General features: G+C 41.7%; 16 protein-coding genes. 12 read left to right on the top strand and 4 right to left on the bottom strand.

The features are described 5' to 3' along the window. Nucleotides 1–20: 20 nt before the first annotated feature. Complete coding sequence (gene alaS, locus CF596_RS02040) at nt 21–2,714, bottom strand: alanine--tRNA ligase (protein ID WP_171324787.1); 2,694 nt, start codon at nt 2,712–2,714, stop codon at nt 21–23. A 450-nt stretch (nt 2,715–3,164) separates the two neighbouring features. Here alaS and CF596_RS02035 point away from each other — a divergent pair, with 450 nt between their 5' ends. From CF596_RS02035 to CF596_RS02010, 6 genes are all read left to right on the top strand, one after another. After that, nucleotides 3,165–4,199: a type I glyceraldehyde-3-phosphate dehydrogenase gene (locus CF596_RS02035; protein ID WP_096901062.1), complete on the top strand. Its 1,035-nt coding sequence runs from the start codon at nt 3,165–3,167 to the stop codon at nt 4,197–4,199. A gap of 135 nt (nt 4,200–4,334) precedes the next feature. After that, the gene (locus CF596_RS02030) at nt 4,335–4,649 is read left to right on the top strand and encodes a hypothetical protein (protein WP_004971580.1); all 315 of its coding nucleotides are present in this window, start codon (nt 4,335–4,337) and stop codon (nt 4,647–4,649) included. A gap of 164 nt (nt 4,650–4,813) precedes the next feature. Beyond that, nucleotides 4,814–5,980: an ATP phosphoribosyltransferase regulatory subunit gene (locus CF596_RS02025; protein WP_096901061.1), complete on the top strand. Its 1,167-nt coding sequence runs from the start codon at nt 4,814–4,816 to the stop codon at nt 5,978–5,980. A gap of 69 nt (nt 5,981–6,049) precedes the next feature. Next, a complete protein-coding gene (locus CF596_RS02020) occupies nt 6,050–7,369 on the top strand; it encodes an adenylosuccinate synthase (protein ID WP_004971574.1) in 1,320 nt (439 codons plus the stop codon). A 238-nt stretch (nt 7,370–7,607) separates the two neighbouring features. Beyond that, complete coding sequence (locus tag CF596_RS02015; RefSeq protein WP_004971573.1) at nt 7,608–7,916, top strand: hypothetical protein; 309 nt, start codon at nt 7,608–7,610, stop codon at nt 7,914–7,916. A 156-nt stretch (nt 7,917–8,072) separates the two neighbouring features. Beyond that, a complete protein-coding gene (locus tag CF596_RS02010; protein ID WP_004971571.1) occupies nt 8,073–8,855 on the top strand; it encodes a M48 family metallopeptidase in 783 nt (260 codons plus the stop codon). 169 nt (nt 8,856–9,024) lie between these two features. On the opposite strand, the gene CF596_RS02005 is transcribed toward CF596_RS02010, so the two are convergent. Together CF596_RS02005 and crp are read right to left on the bottom strand one after the other, a co-directional pair. Then, nucleotides 9,025–10,074 (bottom strand): NADP(H)-dependent aldo-keto reductase, encoded by a 1,050-nt coding sequence (locus CF596_RS02005; protein WP_096901060.1) that lies wholly within the window; start codon nt 10,072–10,074, stop codon nt 9,025–9,027. Nucleotides 10,075–10,279: 205 nt separating this feature from the next. Beyond that, a complete protein-coding gene (gene crp, locus CF596_RS02000; protein WP_096901059.1) occupies nt 10,280–10,984 on the bottom strand; it encodes a cAMP-activated global transcriptional regulator CRP in 705 nt (234 codons plus the stop codon). A gap of 148 nt (nt 10,985–11,132) precedes the next feature. Here crp and CF596_RS01995 point away from each other — a divergent pair, with 148 nt between their 5' ends. The 3 genes from CF596_RS01995 to CF596_RS01985 all read left to right on the top strand — a co-directional run bounded on the left by CF596_RS01995 (nt 11,133) and on the right by CF596_RS01985 (nt 15,958). After that, nucleotides 11,133–11,555 (top strand): OsmC family protein, encoded by a 423-nt coding sequence (locus CF596_RS01995; protein WP_070156041.1) that lies wholly within the window; start codon nt 11,133–11,135, stop codon nt 11,553–11,555. A 312-nt stretch (nt 11,556–11,867) separates the two neighbouring features. Beyond that, the gene (gene clpB / locus CF596_RS01990; RefSeq protein ID WP_004971561.1) at nt 11,868–14,447 is read left to right on the top strand and encodes an ATP-dependent chaperone ClpB; all 2,580 of its coding nucleotides are present in this window, start codon (nt 11,868–11,870) and stop codon (nt 14,445–14,447) included. A 227-nt stretch (nt 14,448–14,674) separates the two neighbouring features. Next, a complete protein-coding gene (locus tag CF596_RS01985; protein ID WP_096901058.1) occupies nt 14,675–15,958 on the top strand; it encodes a DUF945 family protein in 1,284 nt (427 codons plus the stop codon). Nucleotides 15,959–16,031: 73 nt separating this feature from the next. On the opposite strand, the gene rlmKL is transcribed toward CF596_RS01985, so the two are convergent. Beyond that, nucleotides 16,032–18,236 (bottom strand): bifunctional 23S rRNA (guanine(2069)-N(7))-methyltransferase RlmK/23S rRNA (guanine(2445)-N(2))-methyltransferase RlmL, encoded by a 2,205-nt coding sequence (gene rlmKL / locus CF596_RS01980; protein WP_004971555.1) that lies wholly within the window; start codon nt 18,234–18,236, stop codon nt 16,032–16,034. 327 nt (nt 18,237–18,563) lie between these two features. On the opposite strand from rlmKL, the gene CF596_RS01975 reads away from it, so the two are divergent. The 3 genes from CF596_RS01975 (at nt 18,564) to CF596_RS01965 (ending at nt 21,521) form a co-directional block, all read left to right on the top strand. Then, on the top strand, nt 18,564–18,953 hold the full coding sequence (locus CF596_RS01975) for a hypothetical protein (RefSeq protein ID WP_096901057.1): 390 nt from the start codon (nt 18,564–18,566) through the stop codon (nt 18,951–18,953). Between the two features lie 305 nt (nt 18,954–19,258). Beyond that, entirely contained in the window at nt 19,259–20,275 is a 1,017-nt protein-coding gene (locus tag CF596_RS01970) for an aspartate carbamoyltransferase catalytic subunit (protein ID WP_004971550.1), read from the top strand. A 10-nt stretch (nt 20,276–20,285) separates the two neighbouring features. Then, complete coding sequence (locus tag CF596_RS01965) at nt 20,286–21,521, top strand: dihydroorotase (protein WP_096901056.1); 1,236 nt, start codon at nt 20,286–20,288, stop codon at nt 21,519–21,521. Nucleotides 21,522–21,742: the final 221 nt, after the last annotated feature.

Here is a 21,742-nt window from a genome sequence, read left to right as displayed (position 1 = left end):
CAGTTACACAAAAAGTGAGATTATTTTGCCGCAAGCCAAGCAGTTAAACCTGCCATCACCGTTGCAAAGTTCTCGTTAAGTGGCGCGCCACCTTGTGCCAAATCAGGTTTACCACCACCTTTACCACCTAGTTCTGTAGCCAAGTGTTTGATGATGTCTCCTGCTTTAATCGTAGCAGTAAAGTCTGGTGCAACAGAAGCGATTAAGCTGATTTTATCGCCTTCTACACCTGCAAGTACAATCACTGCTTGGTCGAGTTTGGATTTTACACCGTCGTGCAAATTACGCAGTGATTTTGCATCCATATTTTGTACAGTGGTAATGAGCGTGGTACGTCCAGAAAGTTCTTGTACTTGACTTAAAAGTTCAGCTGCTTGGAAGTGCGCTAATTTTTGATTGAGCTGTTCAATCTGCTTTTGAAGGCTAGATGCTGTATCGACCAATGTATTCACTTTTTCTAAAGTTTGGTCTTTTTGTGCTTTCAACAAAGCATTGATGCTGTTGATATCGCGTTCAGTTTTTTGAACGGCTTCAACGGCTTTGCTGCCTGTAATTGCTTCAATACGACGTACACCAGCTGCAACACCACCTTCAGAGATGATTTTGAACAGACCAATATCACCTGTACGTTTCACGTGAATACCGCCACAAAGTTCAATGGAGAAGTTTTTATCTTCAATGATTGAACCCATAGAAAGTACGCGAACTTCATCGCTATACTTTTCACCAAATAGCATCATTGCGCCTTTGGCTTTGGCTGCTTCAATATCCAGTAATTCAGTAGAAACTGCGGTATTGGCAATGACTTCTGCATTTACCAAACGCTCAATTTCTTGCAATTGTTCAAATGACACAGGTTGGTCATTGGCAAAGTCAAAACGTAAAATATCAGAAGCAACCAACGAACCTTTTTGCTGTACGTGTGCACCTAAAACTTGACGTAGGGCAGCGTGCAATAAGTGTGTTGCAGAGTGGTTGCGTGCAGTAGCTTCGCGGATGTCTGCTTTTACAATCGCTTCCACCGCTTGCGCAGCTTTTAAACTGCCCATGGTAACAATACCTTGATGAACAAAAGCACCGCCAGATTTTTTGGTGTCTTGAACTTCAAAAATACCTGTTTCGTTTTTGAATAGACCTGTATCACCAATCTGACCACCGCTTTCTGCATAGAACGGGGTTTGATTGAGTACGATTAAAGCTTCATCGCCTTCAACTACTTCATCGACTTGTTCGCCATCTTTATAAATAGCCACAATTTGACCCTGACCAGTCGTTGCGTCATAGCCATCAAATTGAGTTTCACCTTCAACTTTTACAATTGAGTTGTAGTCAACTGCAAATTTACCTGCATCGCGTGCACGTTGACGTTGCGCTGCCATTTCAACTTCAAAGCCTGCTTCGTCAATGGTCAAGTCGCGTTCACGTGCAATATCTGCCGTTAAATCTGTTGGGAAGCCGTAAGTGTCATATAGTTTAAATACCACTTCACCAGGAATGACCGAGCCTTTAAGCTGTGCCAATTCACCCTCAAGCAATTTCAAACCTTGCTCAAGCGTTTTGGCAAATTGTTCTTCTTCTTTTAGAAGTTGCGCTTCAATACGCGCTTGATTTGCTGCAAGTTCAGGATAAGCTTGACCCATTACTTCAATTAAAGGCTGAAGCATTTTGTGGAAGAATGAACCTGTTGCGCCAAGCTTGTTGCCGTGACGTACTGCACGACGAATAATACGACGCAATACATAACCACGACCTTCATTCGATGGATTCACGCCATCGGCAATTAGGAAGCAGCAAGAACGAGCGTGGTCAGCAACTACTTTGAGTGAAGCAGGGTAGTCTACAGGCTTGCCAGTTTGCTGTGCAGTTACTTCAAGAGCAGTCGTGTCTAAACCAATAATCTGTGCTGCATTTTTGAGTAAGTGCTGGAACAGATCAATTTCGTAGTTAGAGTTGACGTGTTGCAATACTGCAGAAATACGCTCCAAGCCCATGCCTGTATCTACAGACGGTGCTGGAAGTGGGTGCAATACGCCATCTGCAGTACGGTTAAACTGCATGAATACGTTGTTCCAGATCTCAATGAAACGGTCGCCATCTTCTTCTAGTGTGCCTGGTAAACCGCCCCAAATATGATCGCCATGATCATAGAAAATTTCAGAACAAGGGCCGCAAGGACCTGTATCACCCATTGCCCAGAAGTTGTCTGAAGCATATTGGCCGCCTTTGTTATCGCCAATACGGATAATACGAGAAGCATCTAAACCAATTTCTTTGTTCCAGATGTCAAATGCTTCATCATCGGTGTGGTAAACCGTGGCATATAAACGGTCTTTTGGTAGAGCTAACCATTGTTCGCTGGTTAAAAATTCCCAAGCAAATTTAATTGCATCACGTTTGAAATAATCACCAAACGAGAAGTTACCCAACATTTCAAAGAAAGTATGGTGACGTGCGGTATAACCCACATTGTCTAAATCGTTATGTTTACCGCCTGCACGCACACATTTTTGTGACGATACAGCACGTACATAATCACGTTTTTCCAGCCCAAGAAAACAGTCTTTAAACTGGTTCATACCTGCATTGGTAAATAACAGGGTTGGGTCATTGGCGGGTACTAGAGAACTCGATGCGACACGTGTATGCCCTTGCGATTCAAAGTAACGCAAAAATGCTTCACGAATTTCAGCTGATGTCATAAAACGAGTACTCACAACCAAGTCACTCCATAAATTCCGATTTGGCTAAACGCAAGACAGTCTGACAAAAAATAATTCTTTGCTGTCATGCAGGCTTAAAATTTTAAAAACGCCAAATTATAACGGAAAAAGCCACTATCACCAATCATTTTAGCGTGAATTGATGACAATTCTGAATCAATCTCTGTTGCTGTGCGCAGAATAAATCTTTTGAATAGAGGATGATGGAAAATTGCTGACGAAAGTGGGGCATGATGAGCTGTTGTTGAATGTTTGTGCGTAGGCGAGAGTGTCAAACTAATCAACCACAAGCTGAAATTGTTAGATGGGTATTTTGAGTTTGCCGAATTAATCAGCAAATTAAGTGAAAAATCCCAGAATTGATCTGATTTTTTTCAGTAAGGCCTCAAAATCTATTAACATAGTCTGTGCTTAAATTTTGATTTCATTATGAAAGGATCAGTCATGCAACGAGTGGCAATCAATGGCTTTGGTAGAATCGGGCGCAATGTGCTGCGGGCTTGGTTTGAAAATCCCAAAGACTTTCATTTTGAAATCGTCGCCATAAATGACATTGCCGATGTAGAAACCTTGGTTCATTTATTTAAATATGACAGTACCCATGGTCGTTTTAAAGGACAGGTGGAAATTAGCCTTGAAAATGAACAGATTTTTTTGAATATTTCTGCAGGTTTGGCGCAATTAAAAGTTCAGGTGTTGAATCAGGCTCAACCTGCACAGTTGCCGTGGCAAGCTTTAAATGTAGATGTGGTATTGGAATGTACAGGGTTGTTCCGTTCCCGCGAGGCGGCAACGCAGCATATTACTGCGGGCGCCAAACGTGTAATTATTGGTGCTGCACCATTCGATACTGTAGATGCTGCGATTGTTTATGGTGTGAATCATCATGAAGTCAAAAGTACCGACCAAATTATTTCCAGCGTATCTTGTACCACGCAGGCTTTAGTACCATTAGTTAAAATCATTGATGATGCTTTCGGAATTGATACCGCATTAATGACTGAAATTCATGCAGTCACAGCCGATCAAACTGTATTGGATCAAGCACACCGTGATTTACGTCGTGCGCGTGCATCAGGGCAAAATATTATTCCTACAACTTCATCTGCCTTGGGTGCATTAAAACAAGTCATGCCAAAAATGGCAGATCGGATTGATGGTTACTCGATTCGTGTACCGACCATTAATGTTGCAGCTATTGATTTAACTTTTATTTCTCAGTCACCAATTACGGTGCACAAATTGAATCAGGTGTTGTGTGCTTCGGCAGCGCATGATTATGCCGAAATTATGCAAGTGACCGATGAGCCTTTGGTATCGAGCGACTTTAACCATTCACCTTATTCTTTAATTGTCGATTTAAGTCAAACCATGGTCGTGGGTCATCAAGCCAAAGTTTTTGCGTGGTATGACAACGAGTGGGGTTATGCCAACCGTTTACTAGATTTGTGTGAATCTTTTAGTCAGCGGGCGGTGTAAGCGGCTACTTTTTAAGACATATACAAAGTGTGAAAAGCGTGTAATAGTGATGACAGATTTTACACTTCGTATTCACGGTTAATTCACTGATTGATATAACAAAGTTTGCATAGAAAATTTGAATAGAGTAGTGGCATGATGATTATTTTATTGTGGGGATTTATTTTTTTGCTGGCACTTGCTGTCATTTTTCTGATTTGGTTGCAATTTAAAAATCAGGCAGACAGCAGCAGCGACGTGCAACATCAACAGCAAGTCGAGCAAAAAGTATTACATTTAGAAGAGCATCTAAAAAAGACGTTGGAGATCATGCAGGATTTGGCTAAAAAGATGCAGGTTCAGCAAGATGCACTCGATAAAACTGTGCAAAAAACCGCACAGCTTGAAATGCAAAATGCTGAGTTGGTCAGTTTATTGGCAAAGGCGGTCAAATCAAATCAGGACTTTTAAATGACGGCTTTGAAAGATGTGGTGTATTCATATTTTTTACCGCATATTTCAGAAAAAGTCAGGTGCATGAGCAAAAGTATCATGCTAAACTAGGAGAAATCGGGTGTGCTCCCGATTTTTTTATGCGGATTCGTTCCGCGCAAACAAGAATTTAGGTTTACAACATGCCCATTTCAGAGACATGGTTATTACCTGATGGTGTAGCTGATGTATTACCAGAACAAGCGCAAGTGATTGAAAGCTTGCGTCGTAAGTCACTGGATTTCCTCGCATCTCGAGGTTATCAGTTGGTGTACACGCCATTCATAGAATACATTGAATCTCTATCTTCTCTTTCAGAATCGAATCAAGATTTAGACCTTGCCACATTTAAAGTCATCGACCAGCTTTCAGGTCGTTTGCTGGGTGTGCGTGCCGATATGACACCCCAAGTGGCGCGTATTGATGCGCATGTACATCCTGTAGATGGCATTGCACGTTACTGCTATGCAGGTACGGTTTTACATACCAAACCACAAGGTTTTAATACCACACGTGCACCATTGCAATTGGGTGCAGAGTTATTTGGTTCAGACAGCATTGATGCCGATGTAGAAATGGTTGATCTGATGCTCAGCTTGCTAAAAGAAGCAGGTTTGGCAGAAGGTGTGCATTTAGACTTGGGTCATGTCGGCTTGTTCCGTAGCTTGGTTAAACAAGCAGAATTAAGCAAAGCCACTGAACGTCAATTGTCAGATTTATATCAGCGTAAAGCATTGCCTGAATTGGCAGAATTTACCCAAGATTTAAATTTCGGTTCAGATTTTTATGCTTTAGGTCGCTATGCCAGTGATTTAACTGCTTTGCAGGCTCATTTAAGTGCTGATGTGTTGGAAAATACCGAATTTAAGCAAGCGTTTGAAGCCGTGAAAGCAACACAAGCTGAAATTCAGGCACGTTGGCCAAACTTGCATATTGGTATTGATGTGGTTGAGCTGCGTTCTTATCACTATCACACAGGTTTAATGTATGCAGTGTATGCGCCAAATCGTGCTGCACCATTGGCACAAGGCGGTCGTTATGATGGCATTGGTCAGCATTTCGGACGTGCGCGCCCTGCAACAGGTTTCTCTTGTGACTTGTTTGTATTAAGTGCAGGTCGTTTTGAATCATCGTCTGTTGTTGTTGCGCCTAAAGGCTCACAACCTGATTTAATCGCGGCTATCCAAAACACACGTGCGCAAGGCTTTAGTGTAATTCAATTGTTGGGTAATGATGATTTAAACTCGGTTCCATACGCAACGCACCAATTGGTTCTTGCAAATGGTGAGTGGACAGTCGAAAAAATTTAATCGCCAAGGCATGTTTCATGTTACAGGTCTTGGTTTTCAATTTTAACAGCATGATGTAATGAGGCTATTATGGGCAAGAATGTTGTGGTACTTGGTACCCAATGGGGCGACGAAGGTAAAGGTAAGATCGTCGACCTGCTCACAGATCAGGCGGCGGCAGTCGTTCGTTATCAAGGCGGACACAACGCAGGCCATACTCTCGTGGTTGGTGGTAAGAAAACTGTATTACACCTCATTCCATCAGGTATTTTACGTGAAAACGTACTGTGCTTAATTGGTAATGGTGTAGTACTTTCTCCTGAAGCACTCATTAAAGAAATGGGTATTTTGGAACAAGAAGGCGTGCCAGTGAAAGAGCGTTTACGTATTTCACCAAACTGTCCGCTTATTTTGCCGAACCACATTGCACTTGACCAAGCACGTGAGAAAAAACGTGGTAATGCCAAAATTGGTACAACAGGTCGTGGTATTGGCCCAGCTTATGAAGACAAGGTTGCACGTCGTGCGATTCGTGTTGCTGACTTGGTTCGTGGCGGTGAAGCACTACGCGCTCAATTGACTGAATTATTGGACTATCACAACTTCCAATTGACACAATACTACGGTGTTGAAGCAGTTCAGTTAGATGAAGTTTTAGCGCTATGTGACCAATGGCGTGAAGTGATTGCACCATTAGTGGTTGATGTAACGACTGAAATTCATAATTACCGTAAAAACGGTGACAACATTATGTTTGAAGGTGCGCAAGGTTCATTACTTGATGTTGACCACGGTACTTATCCGTATGTGACTTCATCGAATACAACTGCGGGCGGTGTAAGCTCTGGTTCAGGCTTAGGTCCATTACATTTAGACTACGTTTTAGGGATTACCAAAGCTTATACCACACGTGTAGGTGCAGGCCCATTCCCAACTGAGTTGGTGTATGACGCAGCAAATGACGTAGGTGATGCGATTGGTAAACACTTAGGTACTGTGGGTCACGAGTTCGGTGCTTCTACAGGTCGTCAACGTCGTTGTGGTTGGTTTGATGCCGAAATTTTACGTCGTTCAGTCGATGTAAACTCACTGTCTGGTATCTGCTTGACCAAGTTAGACGTATTGGACGGTTTAGAAGAAATCAAAATCTGCGTAGGTTATGAAAATACCGATTCAGGTTGTGTAGGTTCTTCTGATGCGCTTGCATACGAAAACTTAAAGCCAATTTATGAAACAATGCCAGGTTGGTCTGAATCAACTGTGGGCGCGACCAGTGTAGAACAATTGCCTGAAAATGCAGTGAACTACATCAAACGTCTTGAGCAGTTAATTGAATGTCCAATCGACATTATTTCTACAGGTCCAGACCGCGCAGAAACTATCGTATTACGTCATCCATTTGATGCTTAAGTCGTTGTGCTTTAGCATAGCATTTAAGCTCTGATGATGTATTCAGCCCTGTCTAAATGATGGGGCTTTTTATTGCTGTTGTTTCAGTTTCAATAGCGACTCATTTTTGGAAACATTATAGATGATGCTGAGTGAGTTGTTTTTTCAAGACTAAAGTTGCAGATGACTGGCGCTGTGCAGAGCAGGGTGGCTTGTTACAATGGCTTTAGAAAATTAAATTTAATTAAGGTTATGCAGGATGCATAAAAATATTACCAGTACGATTTTTTATTCTTTATTGTTTGCGATGGGCGGCGCACCGACCATTGCCATGATGCTGATTTTATCGCAAAAGCATGATCCGAATATTATGTATCAGGCATTTATTGGTTTAAGCGTTATTTTTGCCTGTATTTTGGTGCCACTGATTCTGATTCAAAATGCTTACCTACTCTACAAACGCAAAAATCCAGAAATGGAAGAAAAAGTAGAAGTAGTGTCTAAAATTTACTTGGGTTTAAATGTTTTCTGTTTAGTATTTTGGTTGTGTTATCAATTTCTTTACTAGGGTAGTGATTGATCGCTCAGACATACAATCTGTACACAGCTTAGGCGTTGTTTACATAAATGATATGTTTATGAAGTGATTATAGATTTAAAGCCTTGAATTGATTTCATATAATTGATTGGTATGAAGATAGCTCGCAAGGCGGAGATTATTATAATGAACAAAAAACTGATGTTAAGTTTATGTGCCGCAGGCGCAATCACAGTTTCAGGGTGTACGACTGTTGCAGACATGGCGGGTGCAGATACTGCGACCTTAAATGCAACTGCTACCAAAAGCTATAATGAAATGGTGCAAGACGCACGCAATAAAAATCAGTTAGACACAAGCTCCACCACGTATAAACGTATCAATACTGTGTTTCAGCGTTTGATCCCACATGCCAATCAAATGAACCAAACAGGTCAGCCTTTCCAGTGGCAATTGGCGGTACTTAAGTCTGATCAGGTCAATGCTTTTGTCGCACCTGGTGGTAAAGTGGTGTTCTACACTGGTATTGTGAATAAACTGAATTTAACTGATGCTGAAATTGCCGCAATTATGGGGCATGAAATGGTGCATGCTTTAGAAGAACACGCGAAAAGTAAAATTGGTGCACAGGCTTTAACCAATATTGCCTTGAACGTAGGTTTAAGTGCGGCAGGCAATAACGTTGGTCAATTGGGTGCAGCAGCAGCGCAATTGGGTACCCAAATTGGGATTGGCTTGCCATATTCACGTAATTTGGAAAGTCGTGCCGATCAGGGTGGTTTAATGCTGATGGCGCGTGCAGGTTATAACCCACAAGCTGCAATTACCCTTTGGGAAAAAATGAACAAGCTTGAAGGTGGCGGCGGTGCGTCCTTCTTATCGACTCACCCATCGAATAGTCAGCGTATTGAAGCAATGCGTAAAAACTTGCCAGCAGCACAAGCGCTATATAACCAAAGTCGTCGTTAAGATGACCTCAGCCAGTTCAACTGGTTAAGATAAAACACAAAAAAGATGCGCATGGTTTTATGCGCATCTTTTTTTATGAAGACTTTTTGACTTTAAACAGCATAAAAATGATGAGTTATTGCTGAGTTCATATTTTTAATTTCATTTTAAAGCAGTGCTTAAAATAAAATTAGGGCGCTGGATTGGGTTGTTGACGATGAATGGCTTCAATGCCTTGTAAAATTTCATCTGATAAGGTGATGTCAAAGGCATCAATATTTTCTTTGAGTTGCGCCATATTCGTCGCGCCAATAATGGTACTTGTCACAAAAAATTGCTGCTTGATAAATGCCAGCGCCAGTTGCGTCAAACTCAAGCCGTGTTGTTCTGCAAGTTGGGCGTATTGCTCGGTTGCCCATTCGCTTTGTGGATTACTGTAACGGCTAAAACGTGAATATAGCGTGACACGTGCATTGGCAGGGCGTGCGCCATGACGGAATTTACCAGTTAAATAACCAAAAGCCAAAGGTGAGTAGGCGAGTAGTCCAACACCTTCATAATGGGCAATTTCAGACATACCAATTTCATAAGTACGATTCAGCAGGTTATATGGATTTTGTACGCTAACAAATTTGCTTAATCCTAACTGTTCTGCCAAGTGTAAAAACTTCATGGTGCCCCACGGGGTTTCATTCGACAGCCCAATATAGCGAATCCGTCCTTTTTGAATTTCTTGTTGCAATGCGGTTAAGGTTTCAGCAAGATCGGTTATTTCTTGCGTATTTTGTGCTTCTTGGTTGCCATAACCGAGTTTGCCAAAAAAGTTGGTTGGACGCTGCGGCCAGTGCAGTTGGTATAAGTCGATATAGTCGGTTTGCAGACGTTTTAAATTACCATCTAGCGCAGAATGAATATCCTGCGCATTAAAGCGGGTTTTGCCATCTCGTATATGGCTACCACCTTGTGATGGTCCTGCAATTTTAGAGGCGAGAAATATTTTGTCACGTCCGCCACGTTGGTGCAGCCAGTGACCAATCATGGTTTCAGTTGCCCCTTGGGTTTCTACTTTAGGTGGAACAGGGTACATCTCTGCGGTATCCCAAAAATATAAGCCTCGTTCTAGTGCATAATCGAGTTGTTGAAAGGCTTCTTGCTGGGTATTTTGTTCACCAAATGTCATGGTGCCTAAACAGATTTCTGGAACTAGAATGCCTGTTTTTGCCAAAGGTCTAAATTGCATCTTAGCATCTCGCTTAACATTGTCTTTATGAAGTCATGTCCTAAGAGGCTAAACCATTTTGAGCCGCTTGTGGCAGTTAAAATTGCTGATGCTTTGTAATGGTCGTAAGAATTATATTTTTATAGTTGAAAATGGCTATAAGTTATATACAGGCAATAAAAAAGCAAATCCGAAGATTTGCTTTTTTAATGAGCATATAGATGGTTTACTCGTCATCAAAGTTGCCATCAGTGGCTTCATTTTGCTCCAAAGAAGCATCAAAAATCAGAATGGCTTTACCATCAGTTTCAATCATGCCTTGTTCTTCAAGTGTTTTTAGAACACGCCCGACCATTTCACGTGAACAGCCGACAATACGACCAATTTCTTGGCGTGTAATACGAATTTGACGACCGTTTGGCAAAATCATGGCTTCTGGTTGCGCAGAAAGATCAATCAAGCAACGTGCAATACGACCAGACACATCTATAAAGGCAAGGTCAGTTACCTTACGTGTAGTATTTTTTAAACGACGTACCAGCTGTGCAAAAACTGCATAGCTTAAGTCAGGATATTGTTTGCTGAGTTCGTGGAAGTTTTCATAAGTAATTTCTGCAATTTCACAGACATCACGAGTACGAACTTCTGCAGTACGTTGTGGATTCGATTCAAACAGACCCATTTCCCCAAAAAAGTCGCCTGGATTCAAATATGCCACAACAATTTCGCGATCATCATCTTCGCGAAGAATAATTGATACTGAACCTTTTAAAATCAAATATAACGATTTAGATTCAGTCCCCGCATCAACAATAGTTGTCCGTTTTGGATAACGGTTGATGTATGCACGTTTTAATAATGCTTTGACTGAGTCAGGCAGTTGTCCAGGGGACAATGCATCAGTGCTCAGCTGTGAAAAGTTTGAAGTCATGCTAACGGTTCCGAAAATGGATAAATAATAGATCGCACAAGACCTAGTCTGAACTTGTCACACAGTAGAGATGAAATTCCTTATCAACTCAAGTTATGTTAGTGTACAAATACCCGTGTCAATTTATAGTTTTTTTTAGGTAGTTGCAATGCAAACAAGTGTTCAGTGGTTAGAGAACGTTGCTTTTGAAGCCAAATCAGAAAGTGGTCATTCTGTAGTGATGGATGGATCCGCAGAATATGGTGGTGAAAACCGTGGTCCACGTCCTATGGAGTTAATCTTAATGGGACTTGGTGGTTGTGCTTCATTCGATATTGTGACTATTTTAAAAAAATCACGCCAAGAAGTGACGCATGTTGAATGTCAGTTAACAGCAGAACGTGCCGATAGCATCCCTGCAGTGTTCACCAAAATTCATTTGCATTTTGTGGTCAAAGGCAAGGCTGTTAAGGAAAAGCAGGTCGCGAAGGCGGTTGAACTTTCAGCAGAAAAATACTGTTCTGCCAGTAAAATGCTATCTGATGGTGGTGTTGAAATTAGCCATGATTTTGAAATTATTGAACAAGATTAAGCGTTGACTGATAGGTCATACAATGGTTGGTATATTTGCCAATCATTGTAACTAAATATTTCTATTTGCATGAATAATAATCAGAAGCCTTTAATTTGTTGATATATAAGTGTATGTCAATAATTCAACTCACTATAAAAAAATTACCAGATTAAACTTGAAATTTACTTTAATCAGTCCAATATTATAATTGAAATCTAACCGTTAATTTTAATTAAGATTTTGAAAAATATATAAAAAATTTAATTGAAATTTACGCCTGCGTTCCCATATATCCATCAAGTACACAATTTGTTGTGAGGAATAACAAGAATGCGTTTTGAAAAGTTTACCAACCGCCTACAGCAAGCTTTATCCGATGCCCAATCTCTCGCGATAGGGAAAGATCATACTGCCATTGAAGGCATTCACTTATTGGCGACTTTGCTCGAAGAAGCTTCCAATGTCAGTTTATTACAACAAGCAGGCGCAAACCTACGTGATTTGCAAAGCAAATTACAGCAAGCGATTGCTGATGCACCGACTTTGGCCAATCCAACAGGCGATATCAACTTAAGTCCAGATGCGGTTAAAGCCTTGAATTTGGCTGACAGTTTTGCCCAAAAAGCAGGTGATGAGTTCTTGTCAACTGATTGGTTGATGCTGGGTTTGACCGAAGTGGGCGCGACCAAAACACTACTGAACAGTGTAGGCGTGACCTCAGATAGTTTGCGTAGCGTGATTGACAAAATTAGAGGGGATGAAAAAGTCATGAGCAATAATCACGAAGATCAACGTGACTCACTCAATAAATATACCATCGATTTAACCGAACGTGCGTTGGCGGGCAAGCTAGACCCTGTAATTGGTCGTGATGATGAAATTCGCCGTACCGTTCAGGTGTTGTCACGCCGTACCAAAAACAACCCAGTACTCATTGGTGAACCTGGTGTGGGTAAAACTGCGATTGTTGAAGGTTTGGCGCAGCGTATTGTGAATGGTGAAGTGCCAGAAAGCTTAAAAGGTAAACGTGTTTTATCTTTAGATTTGGGCTCATTGTTGGCAGGTGCGAAATATCGCGGTGAGTTTGAAGAACGCCTAAAAGCGGTCTTAAAAGACTTGGCGAAACAAGAAGGTGAAGTCATCTTATTTATTGATGAATTACACACACTTGTGGGTGCAGGTAAAGGCGATGGTGCCATGGATGCAGGCAATATGTTGAAACCTGCATTGGCGCGTGGCGAATTGCGCTGCGTCGGTGCCACTACTTTAGATGAGTATCGTCAATATATTGAAAAAGATGCGGCTTTAGAGCGTCGTTTCCAAAAAGTATTGGTCGATGAGCCAAGTGTAGAAGACACCATTGCAATTTTACGAGGTCTGAAAGAACGCTACGAAGTGCACCACGGGGTTAAAATTTTAGATTCGGCGATTATTGCCGCCGCTAAAATGTCGCACCGTTATATCACTGACCGTCAACTTCCCGACAAGGCAATTGATTTGGTGGATGAGGCAGCGTCACGGATTAAAATGGAGCTAGATTCTAAGCCTGAAGCCTTAGATAAATTAGAGCGCCGTTTAATTCAATTAAAACTGCAACTTGAAGCCGTGAAGAAAGATGAAGATGCAGGCAGCCGTGCTGAAGTTGCACATCTGGAAAAACAAATTATTGAAGTTCAAAATGAATACAATGATTTGGAAGAAGTTTGGAAAGCGGAAAAAACCTTGGTTGAAGGCACTAAGCAAATTCAGACTCAGCTTGATCAGGCACGTATGGCATTGCAAAAAGCGCAGCGTGAAAATGACTTGGCGGAAATGTCACGTTTACAATACGGTGTGATTCCTGAGTTGGAAAAACAACTGGCACAAGATGAGTTGGTTGAAGAGAAAGAAGAACCAAAATTATTGCGTAACAAAGTTACGGACAATGAAATTGCTGAAGTCGTGAGTGCTGCAACGGGCATTCCTGTATCGAAAATGCTGCAGGGTGAACGTGAAAAATTGCTACACATGGAAGATTTCTTGCATAACCGTGTGGTGGGGCAAGATGAAGCTGTGGTGGCGGTGTCGAATGCGGTACGTCGTTCACGCGCAGGTTTGTCTGATCCTAACCGTCCAAGTGGTTCGTTCCTGTTCCTTGGCCCAACAGGGGTAGGTAAAACAGAATTGACCAAAGCGTTAGCGAACTTCTTGTTTGACAGCGATGACGCCATGATTCGGATTGATATGTCTGAATTTATGGAAAAACACTCGGTCAGCCGTTTGGTCGGTGCGCCTCCAGGCTATGTCGGTTATGAAGAAGGTGGTGTATTAACCGAAGCAGTACGTCGTAAACCGTACAGTGTGGTGCTGTTTGATGAGGTGGAAAAAGCCCATCCAGACGTATTTAACATCTTGTTGCAGGTGTTGGATGATGGACGCCTAACCGACTCGCAAGGTCGCGTGGTGGACTTTAAGAACACTGTAATTGTGATGACTTCTAACTTGGGTTCACACGAAGTACGTGAATTGGGTGACAATCCAACACGTGAAGAAGTGCGTACCGTGGTCATGGCCGCAGTTTCACAACATTTCCGCCCTGAGTTTATTAACCGTATTGATGAGTTGGTGGTGTTCCATTCACTGGAAAAAGCACAAATTCGTGGCATTGCCGATATTCAATTGGATCGTTTACGTGCGCGTTTAAGCGAACGCGACTTGAGCTTGTCGATAGACGATACTGCATTTGATCAATTGATTGAAGCAGGTTTTGACCCAGTCTACGGTGCGCGTCCATTGAAACGTGCAATTCAGCAACAAGTGGAAAACACATTGGCGCAAAAAATCCTCGCAGGTGACTTTGTTGCAGGTGATACGATTTTAATTAAAGCTGAAAATGGTCATTTGCTGTTTGAAAAAATGAAACTCAGCTAATTGGCTATGTGTAAGCAACTTTTAAGAAACCCAGCTTCGGCTGGGTTTTTATGACTGACAATTTAGGTCACATAAGTAAAATTTTTGGTAAAAAATGACAGCTATTTTTAATATTTTGTGATGAATATTATATTTAAGTGATTTATTTGCAAAACAATTATCTTTTTTAAAGAAGATTAATTATAATTTATTGTTCAATAAGAATAGATAAATTCTGAGCAGAATCTATGTCAAAAATAGTATGGGGTGGAATGGGGGTTGCAGTGTTGGCAGGAGCTGTCACTGCAGGAAATTTATATGCAGATAAGAGCCTGCGTGAGCATTATCAACAAAATTTAAATCCTGTACCCAATGTGAGCGTCCAATATACGGACTACGACATGGGGACTTTAACAGGTACTGCCAAATGGAAAATGACCATTATTGCAGACCCATGTAATGCTAAAGAAAAACTGGTGTTTCACGGACAAGATCAAATTCAGCGGACATGGAAAGGTTACCAAATTGATTCTAAAATGAATCTGGAACAAGGGCAGGGACAATTTTCCGAGTTCTTTCAGCAGCCTCTAAATGTGACAACGCAAGTGAATTGGTTGGGTGTATCGACCACGAAATTGAGCATACCTGCTATAGAGAAAAAAGAAGCAGGACTTGAAGCTAAATTTTCTCCTATGCAGATTGAGTTTCAGGCGAAACAAAGTCAGGGGCAGCATAAAATTGTAAATATGAGTTTTGATGTGCCTCAATTGACGGTGCTGGATCAATTTGGACATCTTCAAGTAAATGGCATGCAGTTTAAAACCAATCAGGCTTTGAATGTGCAGTCTTTAGAGCCGGGCTATTTCCAATTCAGTATTGCAGAAATGCAGCGTCAAGACCCAAAAGCAGTGGGTTCAGGCAAAATGAAAGACTTCAGTTGGCGTATGGATACTCAACTGCATGAGCGCACGGTAGATATTCAATCGAAATTTAAAATTGCCGAGTTAGGTTTAAATAATGTGCCTGCCATGCAAGACCTGCAAGTGAATTGGGATGTTAAAAGCTTGCAGCGCAGTAAAATGCAGACGTTTCTTGATATTGTGCAAAAACAAAACAACTCATGCCTAGAAGCGGAAAACTTTGAGAAAGAAGTTCAACAAGCCTTGTTGGCTGTGATTAATGAGGGCTTTCAGTTCGAATCCAAGAAGAATCAGTTGAAATTAGGCACAGGCAGTATTCGGGCAGATTTGGTTGGTAAAGTGATGCCAGGGCATCAAACCACTGTAGAAGGCTTAGCGAAAATGTTCCCAAGTTTATTGGAAATGCAAACCGATGTGAGTTTTAACAAGCAAGTGGTCAAAACCATTATGAATAATTATATGAATGCTGCAGGTAAAAGCATGTCTGATCAGGAGTTGGAACAGATACTCAGTGCGATGCAAAGCAATCAGCAAATTCAACGTGATGGTGATGAATTTAAACTGTCGATGCATTATCAATATGGTGAAAAGAAGTTTTTAACTGGTCAATAATCTAGATACTGATCTACGATAAAACAAAGCCTGTTCAAATGAACAGGCTTTGTTGTATTGCCATATCGTTTATTTAAACAGGCGGGTGCTGAATTTTCCAAGCACGGTGGATTTTGGTGTTGCGTTTGAAATCTTGCCCAATGGTTTCATGGCTAATTTCCTGCACATCAAACATGGCTTCAATTTCTTCATCCATTTCAAAACCACGGTAGTTGTTGGAGAAGTACAGCGTTCCGCCTGTGGTTAAGCGGTTCATGGCACGCTTAATTAAAGAAACGTGGTCGCGTTGTACGTCAAATGTTCCGTAGAACTTTTTAGAGTTTGAGAAAGTTGGTGGGTCAATAAAGATCAGATCATATTGTTCATGACCTTCTTTGAGCCATTCAAAACAATCACTGGCAAAGAATTGATGTTGTTCATCGGCATGGTCTACCGTTAAACCATTCAATACAAAGTTTTCTTTAGACCAATTCAAATAAGTATTGGATAAATCGACGCTGGTGGTACTTGCTGCACCGCCAAGCGCGGCATGTAAACTTGCAGTTGAGGTATAACTGTATAAATTCAGGAAGTGCTTGCCACGTGCTTCTTTGGCAATACGTAAACGCATTTGACGATGGTCAAGGAACAAGCCTGTATCTAGGTAGTCGGTGAGGTTAACCAAAATTTTAGCCTGACCTTCTTGCACAATAAAACGCTTCGAGGCGGTACTTTGTTTGGTGTACTGGTTTTTACCTTCCTGACGGGCACGGGTTTTAATAAATACCGCATCGCGCCCTAAACCTGTGACAGCGCGAATGGCTTGTAAGGCAAGGTTAAAACGCTTTTTGGCTTTTTCAGGATCAATTTTTTTCGGCGGTGCATATTCTTGCACGTGCAAACGGTCGCCGTATAAATCGACTGCGACATTAAAGTCAGGTAAGTCGGCATCGTATAAACGCAGACAATGCACATTTTCTTTCACCGCCCATTTTTTCAGGCTTTGCATGTTTTTTTGCAAACGGTTGGTGAAATCTTCTGCGCCTTCAATGGGTTCAAACTGTTGCGGTTGCCAATCTGCTAAGAATGGGCGTGCGAATGTTGCAGGTTTGATCGTACCAAAACGGACATAAATTGGCAGTTTACCGTTCATCAAACGTAAAATTTGCGGGTCATTGAAAGCCAACACATCGGCTTGTTCAACTTGGGCTGCAATGACGGCTGCTTTTTGATTTGGGAAATGCTTTTGCAAGAGGGCAGACAGACCCAAATATAAGGCACGGTTCGAGGCTTTATCGCCCAAACGCTCACCATAAGGTGGGTTGGTTACAATAAAGGCCTTTTTACCTTCGGCTTGAAAGTCGGGCCAGTCAGCCAAAGTACGTTCTTCAATTTGAATCTGATCGAGCAGACTTTCAAAACCTGCTGCAATAATATTTTGCTTGGTGGCTTTGACTGCTTCCCAGTCGGCATCGAAAGCATAAAATTTTGGCAATGGTTGTTGTAATGCAGTTTGATGGCGTTCAGCCGCTTCTGCTTTAATGCTCATCCATAATTCATGGTCGTGACCTTGCCAACCGTTAAAACCGAAACGACGTACCAAACCCGGTGCACGGTCAGTCAGCATCATCAATGCTTCAATAATAAACGTACCCGAACCACACATTGGGTCTAAAATAATGTCGGGTTGAATTTGTTGTAATTGACCTTTTTGCAGAATCGCTGCGGCAAGGTTTTCTTTAATTGGGGCATCGGTCATAAAACGACGATAGCCGCGTTTATGCAGTGAATCGCCAGATAAATCTAGGCAGTATGTATGTTCTTTTTTACCTGCCAACACGTATAAGGTAATTTCAGGCTGTTTGATGTCAATGCTTGGACGTTTGCCCACTGCATCCATAAATGAATCGACCACACCATCTTTAACGCGCAAGGTCGCAAATTGGCTGTTCACTTTAATGTCACGCTCTATATGCAAACGCACTGCAAAAGTACTTTGTGGCGCAAAAATCAGTGACCAGTCAAAGCTCAGCGCACCTTCATAAAGCTCTTCGGCTACATCGCGCGCGTCGTGACTAAATTCAATTTCGTGTGTGTGAATTGGTGTAAGGACACGTGAGGCTAAACGTGACCACATGCAGACACGATAGGCATTTTCGAGTGTGCCTTTGAAAATTAAACGACCCGGTAAACGTTCGATATTTTGAATACCTAAACCTTGCATTTCTTCTTGCAATAAGGTTTCAAGTCCATCTGCACAGGTGACCCAATATGTAGAAAGACGGGGTTTCGAATTCATGAAAATTTCCAAAAGCAATTCAGCAATCGGCTATTTTACCGTATTTTGTGCTAGAAAACTTAGTGATTTAGCGTGAATCGTGCAGAATTTTAAAGGTCTAGGTTTGAAGAGCTTCAGGGCATTTTTTACTGTTTTTTTCTAAAAAGGCAATGAGGATGTAATGACATCTCTAAAAAATTTTGAGTGATTGTATTGCGGAAAAATAAAAACCTGAATATTCACATGATTGGTATGTATTTTGCTCATACATTGTTGTGATGGTGAACATTTTGCAGATGAGCATCAAACACTGCAAAACAACAATGAAGCGATAAGGGGAATATTTAAATGACCACGGCTACTTTAAACACGGCACAGGCTTTAACAGCAAATAACGAGATTTTTTCAGTTGCCACTTTAATTTATACGCGATTAAGACGGGTCAGTGGACGTGTGATTGATGTCATGTATCTGGTTGAAAATTCAGACTATGCACGTGCTGTGCTGCAATTGGCGCTCGCTACACACGATGAGGAATTGTGCCGTTATGCGCTGCGCTTAAAAAGTATATTGGCTAACTTAATGGATGCTGATGCAGAAATAACGTCGCCACAGACTGAAGCGCAGCAATTAGATGCAGTAGAAAATATAGAAAATATAGATGACTTGACTGAACCTACAGCTGAAGAAATTTATCGGGCGCAGGTGTCCCATCATTATATAGGGGCATTGCGTTAAACGGTGAATTGTACAGACTATGCCTACATAGCCTGAAGGTTGCGTAGGCAGTTGTAGGCGAAGATTGACCCACCAGATGTTCATCAAGCTCATATCAAGATGATTGGCTAGCAGAGCAGTTAAATATAAATGCCATCCTTTCACATCGCTTTGTAGAGTATTAAGCATGAAAGAAAGTGTAGATGAGTCTGCATGACTTAATTTTTAAAATCATAAGTTTCTTTTGACTAAATCACGCCAAGTTACACTGCTTTGCCAAATCAATTTCTGTATAATGCGTTAACTTAACGTATAAGGAATCTCTCATGCATTTGGCGGCATTGCATACTCCGAGCCAGATTCAATTGAATAAAGATGGGCATTTAAAACACTTTTTAACCATCGAAGGTCTTTCCAAAGAAACCCTCACCCAAATTCTGGACACAGCACAGTCCTTTTTCAATGAACAAAACCAACTGATCACCAATAATTTGCTCGAAGGGCGCACGGTGATGAATTTGTTCTTCGAAAACTCTACTCGTACCCGCACCACATTTGAAGCCGCAGCCAAGCGTCTTTCTGCCAATGTACTCAATATTGATATTGCCCGTTCAAGTACCTCTAAAGGTGAAACTTTGCGTGACACTTTGTGGAACTTAGAGGCGATGGCTGCTGACATTTTTGTGGTGCGTCATTCATCTTCAGGTGCAGCACATTTTATTGCTAAAACGGTTTGCCCAAAGGTTGCCATTATTAATGCGGGTGATGGCCGTCATGCACATCCAACGCAAGCGATGTTGGATATGCTGACCATTCGCCGTGAAACCCAACGACCTTATGAAGAATTAAGTGTTGCGATTATTGGTGATATCAAACATTCACGCGTGGCGCGTTCCGATGTGGCTGCCTTGCAAACACTGGGCTGTAAAGACATTCGCGTGATTGCACCGAACACCTTGTTGCCCTACGGTTTTGATGAATATGGCGCAGGCGTGCGTTTATTTAACAAAATGGAAGAAGGCATTAAAGATTGCGACGTGATTATCACCCTGCGTATTCAAAATGAACGTATTGATTCGCCAGCACTTGCCTCACAAGCCGAATTCTACAAAATGTACGGTTTAAACAAAGAGCGTTTGGCGCTTGCAAAACCAAACTGTATTGTGATGCATCCTGGTCCAATGAACCGTGGTGTCGAAATTGATTCAAGCATTGCCGATGGGCCTCAATCGGTGATTTTAAATCAAGTAACCAACGGTATTGCGGTACGTATGGCGGTATTGGCCTTGGCGATGCAAGGTCAATTGCAAGAACAAGGTTTGATTGACGCGATTGCGGTATAAGGAAAAAGTCATGGCGATTGTAAAAATTGAAAATGTACGTGTGCTTGACCCAATCCAGCAAATTGACCGCGTACAAACGGTATATCTTGAAAATGGCAAGTTGGTTGCAGAAAGTGCAGATATTAGCGAAAGCATAGATGCCCAAGGTCAATGGCTCATGCCAACTATGGTCGATTTATGCGCACGTTTACGTGAACCTGGTCAGCAACAACATGGCACGCTCAAATCTGAAGGCAAGGCCGCACGTGAAAACGGAATTCTGCACTTATTTACGCCACCCGATTCTAAACCAATCGTGCAAGACAACGGTGCACTCATTCATGGTTTGGTCGAAAAAGCCATGTTGGATGGTGGCATTTATTTAGAAGTGATTGGTGCACAAACTCAAGGTTTAAACGGCAAGCAGCCTGCCAATATGGCGGGACTGAAAAAAGGCGGCTGTAGTGCAGTGTCCAATGCCAATGCACCTTTTGAAGATGATGATGTCGTGATTCGCACACTGGAATATGCTGCAGGTTTGGACATGACCGTGGTGTTCTATGCCGAAGAACCGCAAATTGCTAAAGATGGCTGTGTGCATGAAGGTTTTATTGCATCGCGTCAGGGCTTGCCTATGATTCCAACTTTGGCAGAAACCGTAGCGATTGCCAAATATTTGCTGATGATTGAAGCCACAGGTGTACGTGCGCATTTTGGCTTATTGTCTTGTGGTGCATCAGTTGAATTGATTCAACAAGCTAAAGCCAAAGGTTTACCTGTCACTTGTGATGTTGCGATGCATCAACTGCATTTAACCGATCAAATTATTGATGGTTTTAACTCGTTAGCGCATGTACGTCCGCCACTGCGCTCAGAGCAAGACAAAGCATTACTGCGTCAAGGTGTAAAAGATGGTGTGATTGATGGGATTTGTACTCATCATGAGCCGTTAAATAGCTCTGCAAAAATGGCACCATTTGCAGATACTTTGTCAGGTTTTACTGCATTTGATACTTATATTCCATTTGGGATTCAACTGATTCAGGAAGGTCTGTTCAGTCCATTGGAATGGGTAGAAAAAGTGACACTTGCACCTGCGCGTGTGGCAAAAATGCAAAGTCGTTGGGAACAGGAAGCGGGTTGGGTCTTGGTTGATCCAGAAGTGGAATGGACACTGAACAAAGAAACGATTGTGTCACAAGGCAAAAATACGCCTTTGATTAATCAAGTTGTAAAAGGCAAACCAGTACGCGTCTTTACTGCTTAATATGCTCTGATTGATATTTTATTTTCAAGTTTAAATAAGAGTCAGCTTCGGCTGGCTTTTTTATTGAATTTTAACAATCCCCAAATAGAAAATCGAAGAAGAGACTCTACATTCCGTTGACTCAAATTTCACAACAAAATCAAAACACCACAATTTATTACATTTGTTTAAATTTTAAGCATATACACTAAAAAACAACTTGAAAACAAAGACAAAAAAAG

It is taken from the genome of Acinetobacter sp. YT-02 (genome assembly GCF_002412355.1).
Classification (GTDB): domain Bacteria; phylum Pseudomonadota; class Gammaproteobacteria; order Pseudomonadales; family Moraxellaceae; genus Acinetobacter; species Acinetobacter towneri.
Note: the sequence above shows the minus strand (reverse complement) of the source record. Positions and strands in the feature narration are given on the sequence as shown.

Coding starts and splice junctions, on each gene's coding strand:
- CF596_RS02020 (WP_004971574.1), top strand. CDS start 6,050: ATGGGCAAGAATGTTGTGGTACTTGGTACCCAATGGGGCGACGAAGGT.
- CF596_RS01995 (WP_070156041.1), top strand. CDS start 11,133: ATGCAAACAAGTGTTCAGTGGTTAGAGAACGTTGCTTTTGAAGCCAAA.
- CF596_RS01985 (WP_096901058.1), top strand. CDS start 14,675: ATGTCAAAAATAGTATGGGGTGGAATGGGGGTTGCAGTGTTGGCAGGA.
- CF596_RS02030 (WP_004971580.1), top strand. CDS start 4,335: ATGATGATTATTTTATTGTGGGGATTTATTTTTTTGCTGGCACTTGCT.
- CF596_RS02005 (WP_096901060.1), bottom strand. CDS start 10,074: ATGCAATTTAGACCTTTGGCAAAAACAGGCATTCTAGTTCCAGAAATC.
- rlmKL (WP_004971555.1), bottom strand. CDS start 18,236: ATGAATTCGAAACCCCGTCTTTCTACATATTGGGTCACCTGTGCAGAT.
- CF596_RS02025 (WP_096901061.1), top strand. CDS start 4,814: ATGCCCATTTCAGAGACATGGTTATTACCTGATGGTGTAGCTGATGTA.
- CF596_RS01970 (WP_004971550.1), top strand. CDS start 19,259: ATGCATTTGGCGGCATTGCATACTCCGAGCCAGATTCAATTGAATAAA.
- crp (WP_096901059.1), bottom strand. CDS start 10,984: ATGACTTCAAACTTTTCACAGCTGAGCACTGATGCATTGTCCCCTGGA.
- clpB (WP_004971561.1), top strand. CDS start 11,868: ATGCGTTTTGAAAAGTTTACCAACCGCCTACAGCAAGCTTTATCCGAT.
- CF596_RS02015 (WP_004971573.1), top strand. CDS start 7,608: ATGCATAAAAATATTACCAGTACGATTTTTTATTCTTTATTGTTTGCG.
- CF596_RS01975 (WP_096901057.1), top strand. CDS start 18,564: ATGACCACGGCTACTTTAAACACGGCACAGGCTTTAACAGCAAATAAC.
- CF596_RS02035 (WP_096901062.1), top strand. CDS start 3,165: ATGCAACGAGTGGCAATCAATGGCTTTGGTAGAATCGGGCGCAATGTG.
- CF596_RS01965 (WP_096901056.1), top strand. CDS start 20,286: ATGGCGATTGTAAAAATTGAAAATGTACGTGTGCTTGACCCAATCCAG.
- CF596_RS02010 (WP_004971571.1), top strand. CDS start 8,073: ATGAACAAAAAACTGATGTTAAGTTTATGTGCCGCAGGCGCAATCACA.